General features: G+C 72.3%; 14 protein-coding genes and 1 pseudogene. 5 read left to right on the plus strand and 10 right to left on the minus strand.

Annotated elements, in window-relative coordinates:
* Nucleotides 1-37: 37 nt before the first annotated feature.
* Nucleotides 38-1,651 carry an ABC transporter permease gene (locus tag IE124_RS26140; protein ID WP_189511100.1) on the plus strand — a complete coding sequence of 538 codons (1,614 nt, stop codon included), beginning with the start codon at nucleotides 38-40 and terminating at the stop codon, nucleotides 1,649-1,651.
* The gene (locus tag IE124_RS26145) at nucleotides 1,651-2,691 is read left to right on the plus strand and encodes an ABC transporter ATP-binding protein (protein WP_189510937.1); all 1,041 of its coding nucleotides are present in this window, start codon (nucleotides 1,651-1,653) and stop codon (nucleotides 2,689-2,691) included. Before IE124_RS26140 ends, IE124_RS26145 begins: the two co-directional genes overlap by 1 nt.
* Before the next feature lie 25 nt (nucleotides 2,692-2,716).
* On the opposite strand, the gene IE124_RS26150 is transcribed toward IE124_RS26145, so the two are convergent.
* From IE124_RS26150 to IE124_RS26170, 5 genes are all read right to left on the minus strand, one after another.
* On the minus strand, nucleotides 2,717-3,094 hold the full coding sequence (locus tag IE124_RS26150) for a hypothetical protein (RefSeq protein WP_189510939.1): 378 nt from the start codon (nucleotides 3,092-3,094) through the stop codon (nucleotides 2,717-2,719).
* A 234-nt stretch (nucleotides 3,095-3,328) separates the two neighbouring features.
* Nucleotides 3,329-4,480: a hypothetical protein gene (locus IE124_RS26155; RefSeq protein ID WP_189510941.1), complete on the minus strand. Its 1,152-nt coding sequence runs from the start codon at nucleotides 4,478-4,480 to the stop codon at nucleotides 3,329-3,331.
* Nucleotides 4,462-5,190, minus strand: coding sequence for an ABC transporter ATP-binding protein (locus IE124_RS26160; RefSeq protein ID WP_189510950.1), 729 nt, complete (start codon nucleotides 5,188-5,190; stop codon nucleotides 4,462-4,464). The genes IE124_RS26155 and IE124_RS26160 overlap by 19 nt, the downstream gene beginning before the upstream one ends.
* A 234-nt stretch (nucleotides 5,191-5,424) precedes the next feature.
* Complete coding sequence (locus IE124_RS26165) at nucleotides 5,425-6,804, minus strand: aspartate aminotransferase family protein (RefSeq protein ID WP_189510952.1); 1,380 nt, start codon at nucleotides 6,802-6,804, stop codon at nucleotides 5,425-5,427.
* Nucleotides 6,789-7,295 (minus strand): Lrp/AsnC family transcriptional regulator, encoded by a 507-nt coding sequence (locus IE124_RS26170; RefSeq protein WP_189510954.1) that lies wholly within the window; start codon nucleotides 7,293-7,295, stop codon nucleotides 6,789-6,791. The genes IE124_RS26165 and IE124_RS26170 overlap by 16 nt, the downstream gene beginning before the upstream one ends.
* Before the next feature lie 190 nt (nucleotides 7,296-7,485).
* Here IE124_RS26170 and IE124_RS26175 point away from each other — a divergent pair, with 190 nt between their 5' ends.
* From IE124_RS26175 to IE124_RS26185, 3 genes are all read left to right on the plus strand, one after another.
* Nucleotides 7,486-8,922 (plus strand): gamma-aminobutyraldehyde dehydrogenase, encoded by a 1,437-nt coding sequence (locus IE124_RS26175; RefSeq protein ID WP_189510956.1) that lies wholly within the window; start codon nucleotides 7,486-7,488, stop codon nucleotides 8,920-8,922.
* A gap of 191 nt (nucleotides 8,923-9,113) precedes the next feature.
* Nucleotides 9,114-10,277: a polyamine ABC transporter substrate-binding protein gene (locus IE124_RS26180; RefSeq protein WP_189511102.1), complete on the plus strand. Its 1,164-nt coding sequence runs from the start codon at nucleotides 9,114-9,116 to the stop codon at nucleotides 10,275-10,277.
* 176 nt (nucleotides 10,278-10,453) lie between these two features.
* Nucleotides 10,454-10,996, plus strand: coding sequence for a hypothetical protein (locus tag IE124_RS26185; protein WP_189510958.1), 543 nt, complete (start codon nucleotides 10,454-10,456; stop codon nucleotides 10,994-10,996).
* Here the strand turns inward: IE124_RS26185 and IE124_RS26190 are convergent, their stop codons facing one another.
* From IE124_RS26190 to IE124_RS26210, 5 genes and pseudogenes are all read right to left on the minus strand, one after another.
* Nucleotides 10,997-12,172 (minus strand): serine hydrolase domain-containing protein, encoded by a 1,176-nt coding sequence (locus tag IE124_RS26190; protein ID WP_189510960.1) that lies wholly within the window; start codon nucleotides 12,170-12,172, stop codon nucleotides 10,997-10,999. It lies immediately after the preceding gene.
* Between the two features lie 99 nt (nucleotides 12,173-12,271).
* A pseudogene (locus IE124_RS26195) lies at nucleotides 12,272-12,981 on the minus strand (response regulator transcription factor); the annotation flags it as partial.
* Complete coding sequence (locus IE124_RS26200) at nucleotides 12,978-14,204, minus strand: sensor histidine kinase (protein ID WP_189510964.1); 1,227 nt, start codon at nucleotides 14,202-14,204, stop codon at nucleotides 12,978-12,980. The gene IE124_RS26200 and the pseudogene IE124_RS26195, both read right to left, overlap by 4 nt.
* Entirely contained in the window at nucleotides 14,204-14,983 is a 780-nt protein-coding gene (locus IE124_RS26205) for an SAM-dependent methyltransferase (protein ID WP_189510966.1), read from the minus strand. The genes IE124_RS26200 and IE124_RS26205 overlap by 1 nt, the downstream gene beginning before the upstream one ends.
* A complete protein-coding gene (locus tag IE124_RS26210) occupies nucleotides 14,980-15,669 on the minus strand; it encodes a glycerophosphodiester phosphodiesterase (RefSeq protein WP_189510968.1) in 690 nt (229 codons plus the stop codon). The genes IE124_RS26205 and IE124_RS26210 overlap by 4 nt, the downstream gene beginning before the upstream one ends.
* Nucleotides 15,670-15,678: the final 9 nt, after the last annotated feature.

The raw sequence follows: 15,678 nt of genomic DNA on the forward strand, positions 1-15,678 counted from the left end.
CCCCGACCGCCGGGGAAGCGCGGCGCGGCTCGGCCTGATGGTCGTGCCCGTCGCCTTCTTCGCGCTCTTCTTCGCCTGGCCCGTCGTCTCGATCGTCGAGCGCGGGCTGCGGGTCGACGGGGTGTGGCAGTTCGGGCGGTTCGGCGAGGCGCTGAGCCGGCCGGAGATCCTCGACGTCCTGTGGTTCACGCTGTGGCAGGCCCTCGCCTCCACCGGTCTCACCCTGCTGATCGCCCTGCCCGGCGCGTACGTCTTCGCGCGTTTCGACTTCCGCGGCAAGGGGCTGCTGCGCGCCGTCGTGACCGTGCCCTTCGTGATGCCGACCGTCATGGTCGGTACGGCCTTCCTGGCGCTCGTCGGTCGCGGCGGGCTCCTCGACGAGCTGTGGGGCGTGCGGCTCGACACCACGGTCTGGGCGATCCTGATCGCCCATGTGTTCTTCAACTACGCCGTCGTCGTACGGACCGTCGGCGGCCTGTGGGCGCAGCTCGACCCGCGCCAGGAGGAGGCCGCGCGGGTCCTGGGCGCCGCCCGCTGGCGGGCCTGGCGGACCGTGACGCTGCCGGCGCTGGCCCCGTCCGTCGCCGCGGCCGCGCTGATGGTCTTCCTCTTCACCGCGAGCTCCTTCGCCGTCGTCCAGATCCTCGGCGGATCCACGTACTCGACCCTTGAGACGGAGATCTACCGGCAGACCGTCGTCCGCTTCGATCTGACGACGGCGGCCGTCCTCACCATGGTGCAGTTCGTCGCCGTCGGCGCCGTCCTCGCCGTGCACGCCAGGACCGTCCGCCGGCGGGAGAGCGCGCTGAGGATGGTGGCGCCCGAGGAGACGGCGCGCCGGCCCCGGGGCATCGGGCAGTGGGCGCTGTTCGCCGCCGTCCTGCTCTCCGTCGCCCTGCTGATCGTGCTGCCGCTCGGTGTGCTCGTCGAGCGGTCCTTCGCCACCTCCCAGGGATACGGGCTCGACTACTACCGGGCCCTGCAGACCACGGACCCGTCCGGCACCTTCCTCGTGCCCCTGCTCGACACGATCGGGAACTCGCTGCGGTACGCCGTCGTCGCCACCCTGATCGCCCTCGTCGTCGGCGGGCTCGCCGCCGCCGCGCTGACCAGGCGCGCCGGGCGGCTCGTACGCGGCTTCGACGGGCTGCTCATGCTGCCGCTCGGGGTGTCGGCCGTCACCGTCGGCTTCGGCTTCCTCATCACGCTCGACGAGCCGCCCTTCGACCTGCGGGCCAGCTGGATCCTCGTACCGCTCGCGCAGGCCCTGGTCGGCGTGCCCTTCGTCGTCCGGACGATGCTGCCGGTGCTGCGGGCCGTGGACGAGCGGCTGCGGGAGGCGGCGGCCGTGCTCGGCGCCTCGCCGTGGCGGGCCTGGCGGGAGGTGGACCTGCCGCTGGTGCGGCGGGCGCTGCTAGTCGCCGCCGGGTTCGCCTTCGCCGTGTCGCTCGGCGAGTTCGGCGCGACCGTTTTCATCGCGCGGCCGGACAGCCCGACGCTGACGGTGGCGGTGGCGCGGCTCCTCGGGCGGCCGGGGGAGCTCAACTACGGCCAGGCGATGGCCCTCTCGACGATTCTGATGGTGGTGTGCGCGGTGTCCCTGCTCCTGCTCGAACGGCTGCGCACCGACCGGACCTCCGGGGAGTTCTGATGCTTTCGATCGAGGACGCGACCGTACGGTTCGGGGAGCGGGCCGCGCTCGACGCCGTGGACCTGGAGGTCGCCGAGCACGAGATCGTGTGTGTGCTCGGGCCCAGCGGCAGCGGCAAGTCCACGCTGCTCCGGGCCGTCGCGGGGCTCCAGGCGCTGGACGGCGGCCGGGTGCTGCTGGCCGGCGCCGACCAGGCGGGGGTGCCGGTGCACCGGCGGGGTGTCGGCCTGATGTTCCAGGATCACCAGCTGTTCCCGCAGCGGGACGTCGGCGGGAACATCGCCTTCGGGCCGCGGATGCGAGGGGCGGGCAAGGCCGAGCAGGCGGAGCGGGTACGGGACCTGCTCGAACTCGTCGGGCTTCCCGGGGCCGAGCGGCGCTCCGTCTCGGCGCTCTCCGGCGGCGAGCAGCAGCGGGTGGCGCTGGCGCGGGCCCTGGCGCCGCGGCCCCGGCTCCTCATGCTGGACGAGCCGCTCGGGCAGCTCGACCGGGGCCTGCGGGAGCGGCTCGTCGTCGAGCTGCGGCAGCTCTTCGGGCGGCTCGGGACGACGGTCCTCGCCGTCACCCACGACCAGGGCGAGGCCTTCGCGCTCGCCGACCGGGTCGTCGTGATGCGGGACGGGCGGATCGCCCAGTCGGGTGCACCCGTCGAGGTGTGGTCACGGCCGGCCTCGGAGTTCGTGGCCCGCTTCCTGGGCTTCGACAACGTGGTGGCGGCGCGGGTGAGCGGGAGCGTCGCGGAGACCGCGTGGGGCCGGATCCCGGTGCCGGAGGGCTCGCAGCAGGGCGAGCGGCGGCTGCTCGTCCGGCCCGGCGGGGTGCGGCTCGCGGGGGAGGGGCCCCGGGACTGGACGGTCGAGTCCCGGACCTTCCGGGGCGACCGCGTCGCCGTACGGCTCCGGCCGGCGGACGGGCCCGCGCTGGAGGCTGAGTTCCCGCTGAGCCTGGCGCCGGCCGAGGGCGCCGGGGTCGCGGTGGAGTTCCGGGTGGAGGACGTGGTGGTGCTGGCGGGCGCCGGGGACACCAGCGCCGCTCCCTGATCCGGCCCGATCGGCAGGACACCCCTCAGCACGCGTGACGGCGGTGGGCGAGGGCGGCGCAGGCCCAGAGGATCGCGCCGAGGACGGCGACGGTCTGGTTGACCAGGGCCGCCCAGTCGACCGGCGGCTGGTTGCGGGACAGGAAGAACAGCAGGTGGAGGGGGCTGAGGAGGGCGGCGAAGCCCGAGGTCAGACAGAGCGCGACGACGGCCCAGGCGGCTGTCGAGAGCCATCGGACGCCCGGCCGGCGGAGCAGCGCGTACGCGAGGACGGCCGCGGTCCCGTAGAGCGCTGCCGAGGCCGTCTCGGGTCCCGTGCCGGTGCCCTTGCCGAGGAGCGCGTATCCGAACGCGGGGCCCGTGACGGCGGCCAGCGCGCCCCTGCGGCGTACAGCAGCGACCACACGAGAGCGGCGCGGCCCGCCCAGGAAGGCCACGTGGCCGTCAGTGTCTTCGGTGTCATGGCCCGGGCCTTCCGGCCCGGGACCGAGGACGCGTCCGCCCGTGGGCGGGTCCCCCTCCGCCGCGCGGCGGAGCCGGGAACATCCCGAGGGTGGCCGGGCAGGCCACGGGCGGTGCCTGTCGTGCGCCGCTCCGGTGCCGCCGGTCCCGGCCGGGCGGCTCCGGCCCGTCGGGGGTCAGCCCGTCAGGGGGAGGGCCGCCAGTTCCGCCACGATCCAGGTGAGCGGCAGGAAGACGGCGAGGAGCGCGCCCGCCCGCATCAGGGCGGCCGTCCGCAGGACCGTGGGCGGGGCGCCGAGGCGCAGGAGCGCCTCGGTGGTGTGCGCGCGGCACTGCTTGGACTCCAGTGCCGCCGTGAGGAGCGTCGCCGTCGTGCAGGCCATGACCAGGGCGGCGCCGAGCCCGGTGAGCGGTCCGAAGGCGGCCGGACCCGAGTCGGAGGCGTACAGCGCGGCCGCCGCGAGTGTCCCGGAGAGGACGGCGGAGACGACCCCGAGCGGGCGGCCGATACGGCGGGACTCGTCCATCAGGACGCGGCCCGCGAGCAGCCGGGTGGCGCCCGGCCGGACGGCCTGGAGGAGCCGGCCGCAGCCGTACGTGAGTCCCGGGCCCGCGAGGGCGAGGCCGAAGGCGGTGAGGACCCAGCCGGCGAGGACGCCCGCGGGGTTGCCGTCGAAGCGACCGGGCAGCGGGAGGCCGTCCCCCGGACCGCTGCGGCCGGCGTACGTCTCGATGGCCAGGCCGACGGCGACCAGGGCGACACCCCAGGGCAGACCGGACGGCACCGGCTTCTCGACGCCCTCCGGCTCGGCGGGAGCGGAGCGCGGGCGCAGCGCGAGGCCCGCCGCCGTGGCGGCGACGACCGGCAGGATCGCCAGCAGGGTGAGGGCGGCGGCCAGTGGCAGCGGCTGGTCGGCGGCGAGCAGCTCGGCCGCGGCCCCGTCGAAGGGCAGGCCCGTGATGTCGCCGCGCAGGTGCAGGTAGAACAGGAGCGCGACCATCGAGCCGAGCGTGCAGGCGACCGCCGTCGACGCCGCCGCGACGGCGGTGAGCCGGACCGGGCCGAGGCCGACCGCCGAGAGTCCGGGGCGCGGCCGGGTGCTGGGGTCGGTGCGGGCCACGGCCACGGCGAACTGGACCGTGGCGGCGAGCGGCAGGACGCACCACAGCAGGCGCAGGACCGAGGCCGAGGACTGGGCAGGGTGCCCGACGGCGTATCCGAGGGTGCAGAGCAGCAGGAAACCCACCCCCGCGGCCGCGGCGGCGACGAGGAGCCGCCGCGTCAGGACGAGGGGGTGGGTCCCGCGGGCTAGACGGAGAGCGAGCACGCGGTGACGCCCTCCGCCCCTGAAGCCGGGGGGACGGTGCCGACCCGGCGTCCGTCGAGGAGGGCGACCGTGCGGTCGGCGAGCGCCGCCACCTCGCCGTCGAGGGTGGCGAGGAGCACCGTGATGCCGTGCGAGCGGGCCGCGGCGGTCAGGGTGCGCAGCACCTGCGCCCCGTCGGCCCGGTGCAGCGTGGCGGTGGGCTCGTCGGCGAAGAGCACCGACGGGGTGGTGACGAGGGCGCGGGCGATCGCGATCCGCTGGCGCTGGGAGTGGGTGAGCGCGTGCGGGCGCTTGCGGGCGCAGACGCCGATGTCGAGGCGCTCCAGCCATTCGGCGGCGGCGGTCTTCGCGGCCCGGTGGGAGGCGCCGCGGAGCAGCAGGGGCAGGGCGACGTTCTCCCAGCCGGTGAGTTCGGGGACGAGGCCCGGCTCGGGGGCGATCCAGCCGAAGCGGTCACGGAGGAGCCGTTCGCGCTGGGCCTGGCCGAGGGTGTGGACGGGGCTGCTGTTGAACCAGACCTCGCCCTGCTGGGCGACGAGCTGCCCGGACAGGCAGCGCATGAGGGTGGTCTTGCCGCTGCCGCGCGGGCCGACGAGGGCGAGGATCTCGCCCTCGCGGACGCCGAGGGAGACGCCGCTGAGGGCGTCCGAACCGCCCAGGGCGCAGTGCAGGGAACGCGCCCAGAGCACGTCGTTGTCCGGTGGGGCCATCGCGTACACCTCGATGTCGGATCTGATGTGTATTCCCCCGTGTCCCCCGTACGGGGGAACGAGGAGACGGGCCTGTGGGTCACTCGGCACCGTAAGGATTCAGATCCGCTTGTACGGACAGCACGCGGCCCGGGCCGCCGCCATCCACTCGGATGGCGGCATGCCCGGGCCGTTGTCACGCCGTGAGGGCGGCGTGATGCCTGGGGGACCTGTGCTGCTCGGTCCAGGCCGCTGCTACAGCTTGGTCCACGCCTCGGTCAGCACCGACCGCAGGATGCCCTCGATCTCGTCGAAGGTGCCCTGGTCGGCGATGAGCGGCGGGGCCAGCTGGATGACCGGGTCGCCACGGTCGTCGGCCCGGCAGTACAGGCCGTTCTCGAAGAGCGCCTTGGAGAGGAAGCCGTACAGGACGCGCTCGGTCTCCTCGTCGGTGAAGGACTCCTTGGTGACCTTGTCCTTGACGAGCTCGATGCCGTAGAAGAAGCCGTTGCCGCGGACGTCGCCGACGATCGGGAGGTCGTGCAGCTTCTTCAGGGTGTCGAAGAAGTTGCCCTCCTGGTCCAGCACGTGCTGGTTCAGGCCTTCCTTGTCGAAGATGTCGAGGTTGGCGATCGCGACCGCCGACGACACCGGGTGGCCACCGAAGGTGTAGCCGTGGAGGAAGGTGTTGTCGCCCTTGTAGAACGGCTCCGCGATGCGGTCCGAGACGATGCAGGCGCCGATCGGGGAGTAGCCCGAGGTCATGCCCTTGGCGCAGGTGATCATGTCCGGCACGTAGCCGAACTTGTCACAGGCGAACATCGTGCCGAGGCGGCCGAAGGCGCAGATCGTCTCGTCGGAGACGAGGAGCACGTCGTACTGGTCGCAGATCTCGCGGACGCGCTGGAAGTAGCCGGGCGGCGGCGGGAAGCAGCCGCCGGCGTTCTGCACCGGCTCCAGGAAGACGGCCGCGACGGTCTCGGGGCCCTCGAAGAGGATCTGCTGCTCGATCTGGTCGGCGGCCCAGCGACCGAAGGCCTCCGGGTCGTCGCCGTGGATCGGGGCGCGGTAGATGTTGGTGTTCGGCACCTTGTGCGCGCCGGGGACCAGCGGCTCGAAGGGGGCCTTCAGGGCGGGGAGACCCGTGATGGACAGGGCGCCCTGGGGGGTGCCGTGATAGGCGACCGCACGCGAGATGACCTTGTACTTGGTGTGCTTGCCCTGCAGCTTGAAGTACTGCTTGGCGAGCTTCCACGCGGTCTCGACGGCCTCGCCGCCACCGGTGGTGAAGAAGACCTTGTTCAGGTCGCCCGGGGCGTAGTCGGCCAGACGCTCGGCGAGCTCCACGGCCTTGGGGTGCGCGTACGACCACACGGGGAAGAACGCGAGCTCCTGGGCCTGCTTGTACGCGACCTCGGCGAGTTCGTGGCGGCCGTGTCCGGCGTTGACGACGAACAGACCCGCGAGACCGTCGAGGTAGCGCTTGCCCTTGTCGTCGAAGATGTAGGTGCCCTCACCACGCACGATGGTGGGAACGGGCGAGTTCTCGTACGACGACATGCGGGTGAAGTGCATCCACAGGTGGTCGTAGGCGGTCTTGGAGAGGTCCTTGCTCACGGCTATCGGGTTCCCCACATATAGGTCTGCTTCTTGAGCTTGAGGTAGACGAAGCTCTCGGTGGAGCGCACGCCGGGGAGGGTGCGGATGCGCTTGTTGATCACATCCAGCAGGTGGTCGTCGTCCTCGCAGACGATTTCCACCATCAGGTCGAAGGAGCCCGCGGTCATCACCACGTACTCGCATTCGGCCATGGCCGTCAGCGCCTCCGCAACCGGATCGAGGTCACCCTCGACGTTGATACCGACCATCGCCTGGCGCCGGAATCCCACGGTGAGCGGGTCGGTGACGGCGACGATCTGCATGACGCCCTGGTCGAGCAGCTTCTGCACGCGTTGGCGCACCGCGGCTTCGGAGAGGCCGACGGCCTTGCCTATCGCCGCGTAAGGACGGCGGCCGTCCTGCTGGAGCTGTTCGATGATTGCCAGGGAGACGGCATCGATCGTCGGGGACGAACCGGTTCCGGTTCTGGAGTCTGTGCTTCGACTGGCCACGACTTCACTGTGCACCGAGATGGTCAGTCATGCAAGCCCGGAGTGATGAAATCCGTTGTGAGCGGCTCTGAATCTCACCGAATCCGAAGTTGGGGAGGGTCGGGGCTGTTGAAAGCGTCTGTCGAGCGACTAGGCTGAGGTGTCTCGCCCATCGGGACACCGCACAAGGACGTGCGAAGACAGAACGTGACAGGAGGGGTGGCAAGTGACCACCGAGCTGCGCCGGCTGCGTAACTACATCAACGGGGAGTTCCGCGACGCGGCCGACGGCCGCACCATCGAGGTGGTCAACCCGGCCACCGGCGAGGTGTACGCCACCTCCCCGCTCTCGGGCCAGGCCGACGTCGACGCCGCCATGGAGGCCGCCGCGGCCGCCTTCCCCGCCTGGCGCGACAGCACCCCGGCCGAGCGCCAGAAGGTACTCCTCAAGATCGCCGACGCCTTCGAGGAGCGCGCCGAGGACCTCATCGCCGCCGAGGTGCTGAACACCGGCAAGCCGACCGCCCTCGTCGGGAGCGAGGAGGTTCCGCCGATGGTGGACCAGATCCGCTTCTTCGCCGGCGCCGCCCGCATGCTGGAGGGCCGCTCGGCCGGCGAGTACATGGAGGGCATGACCTCCATCATCCGCCGCGAGCCCGTGGGCGTCTGTGCCCAGGTCGCGCCGTGGAACTACCCGATGATGATGGCCGTGTGGAAGTTCGCCCCGGCCCTCGCCGCGGGCAACACCGTCGTCCTCAAGCCCTCGGACACGACCCCCGCGTCGACCGTCCTGATGGCCGAGATCATCGGGCAGATCGTCCCCAAGGGCGTCTTCAACGTCATCTGCGGTGACCGCGAGACGGGCAAGGCCATGGTCGAGCACCCGACCCCGGCGATGGCCTCCATCACCGGCTCGGTCCGCGCCGGCATGCAGGTCGCCGAGTCGGCGGCCAAGGACGTCAAGCGCGTCCACCTGGAGCTGGGCGGCAAGGCCCCGGTCGTCGTCTTCGAGGACACCGACATCGAGGCGGCCGTCGGCGACATCTCCGTCGCGGGCTTCTTCAACGCCGGCCAGGACTGCACCGCCGCCACCCGCGTCCTCGTCCACGAGGCCATCCACGACGAGTTCGTCGCCGCCCTCGCCAAGGCCGCCGCCGAGACGAAGACCGGCCAGCCGGACGACGAGGACGTGCTCTACGGCCCGCTCAACAACGCCAACCAGCTGAAGCAGGTCACCGGCTTCATCGAGCGCCTCCCCGCGCACGCCAAGGTCGAGGCCGGCGGTCACCGTGTCGGCGACAAGGGCTACTTCTACGCCCCGACCGTCGTCTCCGGCCTCAGGCAGGACGACGAGATCGTCCAGAACGAGGTCTTCGGCCCGGTCATCACCGTCCAGTCCTTCACGGACGAGGCCCAGGCCCTGGAGTTCGCCAACGGCGTCGAGTACGCCCTCGCCTCCTCCGTCTGGACCAAGGACCACGCGCGCGCGATGCGCATGTCCAAGGCCCTCGACTTCGGCTGCGTGTGGATCAACACCCACATCCCGCTCGTCGCCGAGATGCCCCACGGCGGCTACAAGAAGTCCGGCTACGGCAAGGACCTCTCCGCCTACGGCTTCGAGGACTACACGCGCATCAAGCACGTGATGACCTCCCTGGGCTGATGCCCCCGGGGGCCCACCCGGAGACCCTCCGGGTCCCTCCGGGCGGATCCCCACCGGCGCCACGCACGCGGCCCCGGCATCCTGGTCGACAGGGTGTCGGGGCCGCGTGCCGTCGCTCGACGGAGCGTCCATTGCCGCAGGTGGCCAGGGGTCGGGATGCTGTCCCGGTGAGAGCGATAGCCAGGAACACCTTGTCCCGCCGGTCCCTGCTGCGCGGCATCGGCGGTGTCGGAGCGGCCGCGGCGCTCGCCGGGTGTGGCGTCCCCGCCGCCTTCGTCGACGAGCGGGACCGGGCCGGCCGCGACCTGTCCGCGCGCGACCGGACGCTCGACTTCGCCAACTGGCCGCTCTACATCGACACCGACGACGACGACACGTCCAAGCGGCCGACGCTGAACGCCTTCCGCGAGCGCACCGGGATCTCCGTCCGCTACACGGAGGAGATCAACGACAACGACGAGTTCTTCGGCAAGATCGGCCCGTCCCTGATGAACCACCAGGAGACCGGCCGCGACCTGATCGTCGTCAGCGACTGGATGGCCGCCCGCTTCGTCCGCCTCGGCTGGGTCCAGGAGATGGACCGCGCCGGCCAGCCGAACGTCGCGAAGCACCTCAACCCGCAGCTGCTCTCCCCCGCCTTCGACGCGGGCCGGCTGCACAGCGTGCCCTGGCAGTCCGGGATCACCGGCATCGCGTACAACCGCAGGAAGCTCGGCCGCGAACTGCGCTCCACGAAGGAGCTGTGGGCCGACGACCTGCGCGGCAAGGTCACCCTGCTGTCCGGGCTCGACGAGTCCATGTCCCTGCTCCTCCAGGGCAACGGCGTCGACGTGACCCGGTGGACGGCCGACGACTTCCACGCCCTGTGCGAGCAGGTCGAGGGCCTCGTCCGGAAGAAGCACATCCGCCGCTTCACCGGCAACGACTACATCAAGGACCTGTCCACCGGAGACGTGCTCGCCTGTCAGGCGTACTCCGGCGACGTCATCCAGCTCCAGGCCGACAACCCGGACATCGAGTTCGTCGTCCCCGAGGAGGGCGGCGAGCTCTGGGCCGAGTCCCTCATGATCCCCAACAAGGCCCGGCACAAGACCAACGCCGAGAAGCTGATCGACTACTACTACGAGCCCGAGGTCGCCGCCGAACTGGCCGCCTGGGTCAACTACGTCTGCCCGGTGCCGGCCGCGCAGGCCGTCCTGGCGGACTCCGGCGACGAGGAGCTGGTCGCCCTCGCCGAGGACCCGCTGATCTTCCCGGACGCCGACATGCGCGGCCGGCTCGCCATCGCCCGCGACATCCGTGCCGACGAGCGCCAGGGGTTCGCGAAGAGGTGGAACGCGATCGTCGGGCTGTGAGGGCGGAGACCCGGCGTGCGGGTCCGCGAGGGTGGCCTGCTCGCGTCGTGCGGGTCCGCGAGGGTGGCCTGCTCGCGTCGTGCGGCCCGCGCGGGGAACCTGCCCCCGTCGTGCGGTCCGTGAGGAGAACCGACCCCCGTTTTTGAACACGTTCATGATGGGCGTACGCTGCCGTCATGAGCGACTCGAACGGGCCGAGAGCCCTTCTCACGCGCATCCGCCGCTGGCTGGTCCTCTTCGTGGTCTGCCTGGTCCTGAGCGGAGTCACCGCCTTCCCGCTCGTCACCGAACTCCGCCTGCTGGACGAGGCCCTGGCATCCTGGGCGGCCCCCGTGGCCGAACTGTTCCCCGGGCTCGCCGAGTGGATCACCCGGGTGCGGGGCGGTCTTGAGGCCACCGACGCGCAGGCGCCGTACGTGCTCTACGGAACCGACTGGCTGGCCTTCGCGCACCTCGTCATCGCGGTCGCCTTCTACGGCGTCCACCGCGATCCCGTCCGCAACATCTGGGTCGTCGAGTTCGGGATGATCGCCTGCGTCGGCATCATCCCGCTCGCCCTGATCTGCGGGCCGATCCGCGGCATCCCCTTCTGGTGGTCGGTCATCGACATGTCCTTCGGCGTCTTCGGGATCCTGCCGCTGCTCGTCGTACGCCGGCTGATCAAGCGCCTGGAGGCCGCGACGGCCCCCGCCCGCGCGGTGGTGCCGTCCCTCCCGTGATCAGTCGGGGAGGCCGTACGCGGCCACCATGACCTTCAGCGCCGTCCTGTTCGTGTCCTGGCCCTTGGCATCGGTGGAGTTGACGCTGTAGACGAGGGTGCGCTCGCCGTGGCGGGTCGAGGCGATGGCCGCGTTGTAGCCCCAGCGGCCCCCCGTCTTGCCCCACACCTCGCGCCCGCCGAGCCGCTTCATCGCCAGGCCGGAGGAGAAGGCCGCCGGGGCGCCCGACTTCGCGTCCGGGACCTGGGGCAGCGTGAACATCTCCTCCAGGAGCGGCCCGCGCACCACCCGGCCCGCGAACAGGGCCCGGGTGAAACGCTCCAGGTCGGCGGTGGTCGACACGAGGTCGCCGGCCGCCCAGCCGTCCGTCACCCCCCACACGGTGACGTCCCGCAGCCCGGTCGTCCCGTCGTCGAGCCGCATCGTCTGGTAGCCGTGGTTGTGCGGACCGGCGATCCCGGGGTCCGTCCCGGGGAAGTAGCTGTCACGAAGGCGGAGCGGCCGCAGGATCCGCCGCTCGACCTGCCGCTCGTACGTGTCGCCCGTGACCCGCTCCACGATCAGACCGGCGATCGTGTAGCCGATGTTGAGGTAGTGCTGCTTCTCGCCCGGCCGGAACTCGCGCGGCTTCGCCGTCGCCGAGCGGACCATCTCCTCGGGGTCGTGGATCCGGAAGCGGTTCTCGTACCACTCCTCGACGGTCTCGCCCTGGAAGTCCGGGGCGGGGATGCCGTGCGTGTGGTTCAGGAGCTGGCGGACGGTCACCTTGCCGTACGAGCGCGGTATCAGCTTCGGGAGGTACGAGCGGGCCGACCGGTCCAGGTCGATCCGGCCCTCGGCGGCGAGCTGGAGGACGGTCGCGGCCGTGAAGACCTTCGTCACCGAACCGGCCCGGAAGCGGGCCGCCGGGTCGGCCGGCGAGCCGCTCTCCAGGTCGCGGACGCCCGAACTCCCCTGCCAGGAGCCCTCGGTGCCGCCGACCCGGACCAGCGCGGCCGTCGCGTCGGCGCGGGGGAGGCCGGCGATCGCGGCCGACATCGCCGCCTCCAGGGTCGGGTCCGAGGCCTGCTGCGCGACGGCGGGCGGGGTCCCGGCCGCCGCCGGGACGATCGCCGGTCCTGCCGCCACTCCCAGGACCAGGGCGGCGGCGAGCAGCGTGCGGGTGGTGTTCTTCATGGTCAACTCCCGTGGTGTGAGCCGTTGTTCTTGATGGCTCCATCCTGCTGACCAGGGAGGATTCGCGGATCGCCCGTACCGGCGGTCTCCTGGGGGAGGGTTTCTCGCCGACGTGGGGGAGGGCGGGGCTACCCGCCTCCCCCGGGCGGGGGAGCCGTGCCCGCCGCGACCAGGCCCGTCTCGTAGGCGCAGATCACCGCCTGGATCCGGTCGCGCAGCCCCAGCTTGGCCAGCACGTTCCCCACATGGGTCTTCACCGTGTGGTCGCTGACCACCAGCTCCGCCGCGATCTCCGCGTTCGACAGCCCGCGCGCGAGCAGCAGCAGCGTCTCCCGCTCCCGGCCGGTCAGCACGTCGAGCCGGGGGTCCGGGGCAGTCCTGCGGGGGCCGCCCGCCGTGTACTGCTCCACGAGGCGCCGGGCCACGGACGGGGCGAGCAGCGACTCGCCCGCCGCCACGACCCGGACCGCGTGCACCAGGTCGTCCCTGCGCACGTCCTTGAGGAGGAAACCGCTCGCCCCCGCGTGCAGCGCCTCGTACACGTACGCGTCGGTGTCGAAGGTCGTCAGGATCACCGTCCGGCAGCGGGACTCCGCACTGATCGTCCGGCAGGCCTCGATGCCGTCCGTCCGGGGCATCCGGATGTCGAGCAGCGCCACGTCCGGCGCGAGGCGGCGCACCGCCTCGACGGCCTCCGCCCCGTCCCCGGCCTCCGCGACCACCTCGATGTCCGGCTGCGCGTCCAGGATCATCGCGAAACCGCTGCGGACCAGCTCCTGGTCGTCGGCGACCACCACGCGGATCGTCATCTCCCCACCTCCGCCGCGGAGGGTGCGGAGCCGGCGGGCACGGGCAGCAGGACCCGCACCTCGAAGCCCCGGCCGCCGGGACCCGGGCCCATCGCCGCCGTGCCGCCGTGCGCGGCCGCCCGCTCCCGGATGCCGACGAGGCCGTGGCCGCTCGGCCCTGCCTGCGGGCCGCGCCCGTCGTCCGTGACGGTCACGCGCAACACCCCTTCCTCATGGTTCAACCGGACGTCGACCGTGCGGGCCCGCGCGTGCTTGACCACGTTGGTCAGGGCCTCCTGGACGATCCGGTAGGCGCTCGCACCGGTCGCAGGGGGAAGCGCCCGCACCCCGCCCTCGGTCGTGTAGGTGACGGCCAGGCCGCCGCTGACCCGGACCCGCTCGACCAGCCCGGGAATGCCCGCGAGGTCGGGCTGCGGCTCGCGCGGCGCGGCCGCGCTCTCGGAGCCCTCGCGCAACACCCCCAGCATCTCCCGCAGTTGGGTCATCGCGTCGCGGCCCGTCGCCGAGATCGCGTCGAAGGCCGCCTCGGCGCGCTCCGGGGCCGTCCGCACCGCCACCGGTCCCGCCTCCGCCTGCACGACCATCAGGCTGACCGCGTGCGACAGGATGTCGTGCATCTCCCGGGCGATCCTGGCCCGTTCGCGGGACGCGGCCCGCTCCGCCTCGATCCGGTGCTCCCGCTGCCGGGCGTCCTGGAGCCTGCCGAAGACATAGGCGGCGCCGAACACGAAGAGGGAGAAGGTCAGTTCCCGTACGGAGCGGGTGTTGAGCCCGACCGAGGCGGGCACCGCGACCATGAGCAGGGCCGTCGTCGTCAGCCGCTTCCAGGGCGGCGACAGCACGGCGATCGTGTAGACGCTGACGAGCCCGGTGTACGGCAGCGGCTGCCCCGGCCCGTCGAGGGCCAGCTTGTACAGCGCGCTCGCCGCCAGGATCGCGAGCAGGACGGCGAGCGGCGCGTGCCGCCGCCAGACCAGCGGCAGCACGGTCAGCGTCGTCAGTCCGTACGCGGGCCAGGTCGCCGGCTCCAGCTCGGGCCCGCGCGGCACGACGAACGGCATCGTCATCGCCGCCTGCACGAGCAGCGCGAGCCCGATGTCCACCGCCCACGGGTTCGCCGCGCCCCAGCTCCGCGCCCGCTCCCAGCCGCTCCGCACGGCCCTGGGTATGTCGCCGCGCAGGTCGCCCCGCGCGTCCCCCTGCGTGTCCCCCCGCCCGTCCATTACGGCTTGCGGCCCACCGCGCCGAACTGCGCGACCACGGAGGCCTCTTCGGAACGCCAGCGCGCGCAGGACACGATTCCCGGCTCCAGCAGGTCGAGCCCGTCGAGGAAGGAGGTGACATCGGCCCGGCTGCGGGCCGTGATCGGCGGGGTCGCGTTCTCGTTCCAGAACGCCATCGCGGCCTTGTTGCCCTCGCCGCCGAGCTCCGGCTCCAGCGTCGGATGGGTCAGGACCAGATAGCTGCCCGAGGGAAGGGCGTCCATCAGGGTCTTCACGATCGCCCGGGCCTCGCCGGTGTCCAGGACGAAATTGAGGATGCCCAGCATCAGCACCGCCACCGGACGGGAGAGGTCGAGCGTCGCGCCGGCGGCCGCCAGGATCGTCTCCGGGTCCCGCGCGTCCGCGTCCACGTACTCGGTGACCCCCTCCGGCGCGCTCGTCAGGAGTGCGCGGGCGTGGGTGAGGACGATCGGGTCGTTGTCGACGTAGACGATCCGGGAGTCGGCGGCGACCCGCTGCGCCACCTCGTGGGTGTTGTCGGCGGTCGGCAGGCCCGTACCGATGTCGAGGAACTGGCGCACCCCCGCGTCGGCGGCCAGATGGGTCACCACCCGGCCGAGGAACGCCCGGTCCGCGCGGGCCACTTCGCCGATGCTCGGGTAGAAGGCGGTGACCTGGTCGCCGACCGCGCGGTCCACCGGGTAGTTGTCCTTGCCGCCCAGCCAGTAGTTCCACACCCGGGCGTTGTGGGCGATGTCGGTGCGGATCCGGTCGTTCATGCGCGAGCCTTTCGCAGGGCGGCGGCGAGTGCGTCGACCCGGTTCGTGGTGACCGCGTCGACCCCGTTGACGATCAGCTTACGCATGGTGCGGGTGGTGTCCGCGGTCCAGGCCGACACGAGCAGCCCGTCCCGGTGCACCCGCTCGGTCAGCTCCCGACTCACCAGTCCGAAGCGGTAGTTGAGCCACCTCGGCCTTACCACGTCGAGCAGGACGGGCCGGGCCGGGGCGAGCGTCGTCCACGTCAGGGCGATCTCGGCGGACGGGTCGGCGGCCCGCACCTGGAGCATGGCGACGGCCCCGGCGCAGTAGTAGACGCGCTCCCCGGCGCCGCACTCCCGGACCGTGCCGACGATCTTCCGGACCGAGGCCTCGTTCCCGCCGGGCAGGTCCAGCATCAGCCGGTGCTCCCCCGCGGTGAGGAGCGCCTCGCGCAGGGTCGGCACACCGCCGTACGTCAGCTCGCGCACCTGCTCGTACGAGAGGCCGGACAGGGGCCGGTCGTGGCCCCAGAGCCGCTTGAGGGTGTCGTCGTGGAGGAGGACGGGCACGCCGTCCTTCGTGAGCCGGACGTCGACCTCGACCGCGTCCGCCCCCCGCTCGATCGCCGAGGCGATCGAGGGGAGCGTGTTCTCTCGGACGCGGTACGGGTCTCCGCGGTGACCAACGGCAGTGACAGGGCGCATGGCCCCATT

The sequence above is a fragment of the Streptomyces narbonensis genome (assembly GCF_014649015.1).
In the GTDB taxonomy this organism is placed as follows: domain Bacteria; phylum Actinomycetota; class Actinomycetes; order Streptomycetales; family Streptomycetaceae; genus Streptomyces; species Streptomyces narbonensis.

Excerpts from the sequence above, each read along its gene's own strand:
- IE124_RS26140 (WP_189511100.1), top strand. The coding sequence starts at position 38 with ATGGTCGTGCCCGTCGCCTTCTTCGCGCTCTTCTTCGCCTGGCCCGTC.
- IE124_RS26145 (WP_189510937.1), top strand. The coding sequence starts at position 1,651 with ATGCTTTCGATCGAGGACGCGACCGTACGGTTCGGGGAGCGGGCCGCG.
- IE124_RS26160 (WP_189510950.1), bottom strand. The coding sequence starts at position 5,190 with ATGGCCCCACCGGACAACGACGTGCTCTGGGCGCGTTCCCTGCACTGC.
- IE124_RS26185 (WP_189510958.1), top strand. The coding sequence starts at position 10,454 with ATGAGCGACTCGAACGGGCCGAGAGCCCTTCTCACGCGCATCCGCCGC.
- IE124_RS26190 (WP_189510960.1), bottom strand. The coding sequence starts at position 12,172 with ATGAAGAACACCACCCGCACGCTGCTCGCCGCCGCCCTGGTCCTGGGA.
- IE124_RS26200 (WP_189510964.1), bottom strand. The coding sequence starts at position 14,204 with ATGGACGGGCGGGGGGACACGCAGGGGGACGCGCGGGGCGACCTGCGC.
- IE124_RS26205 (WP_189510966.1), bottom strand. The coding sequence starts at position 14,983 with ATGAACGACCGGATCCGCACCGACATCGCCCACAACGCCCGGGTGTGG.
- IE124_RS26210 (WP_189510968.1), bottom strand. The coding sequence starts at position 15,669 with ATGCGCCCTGTCACTGCCGTTGGTCACCGCGGAGACCCGTACCGCGTC.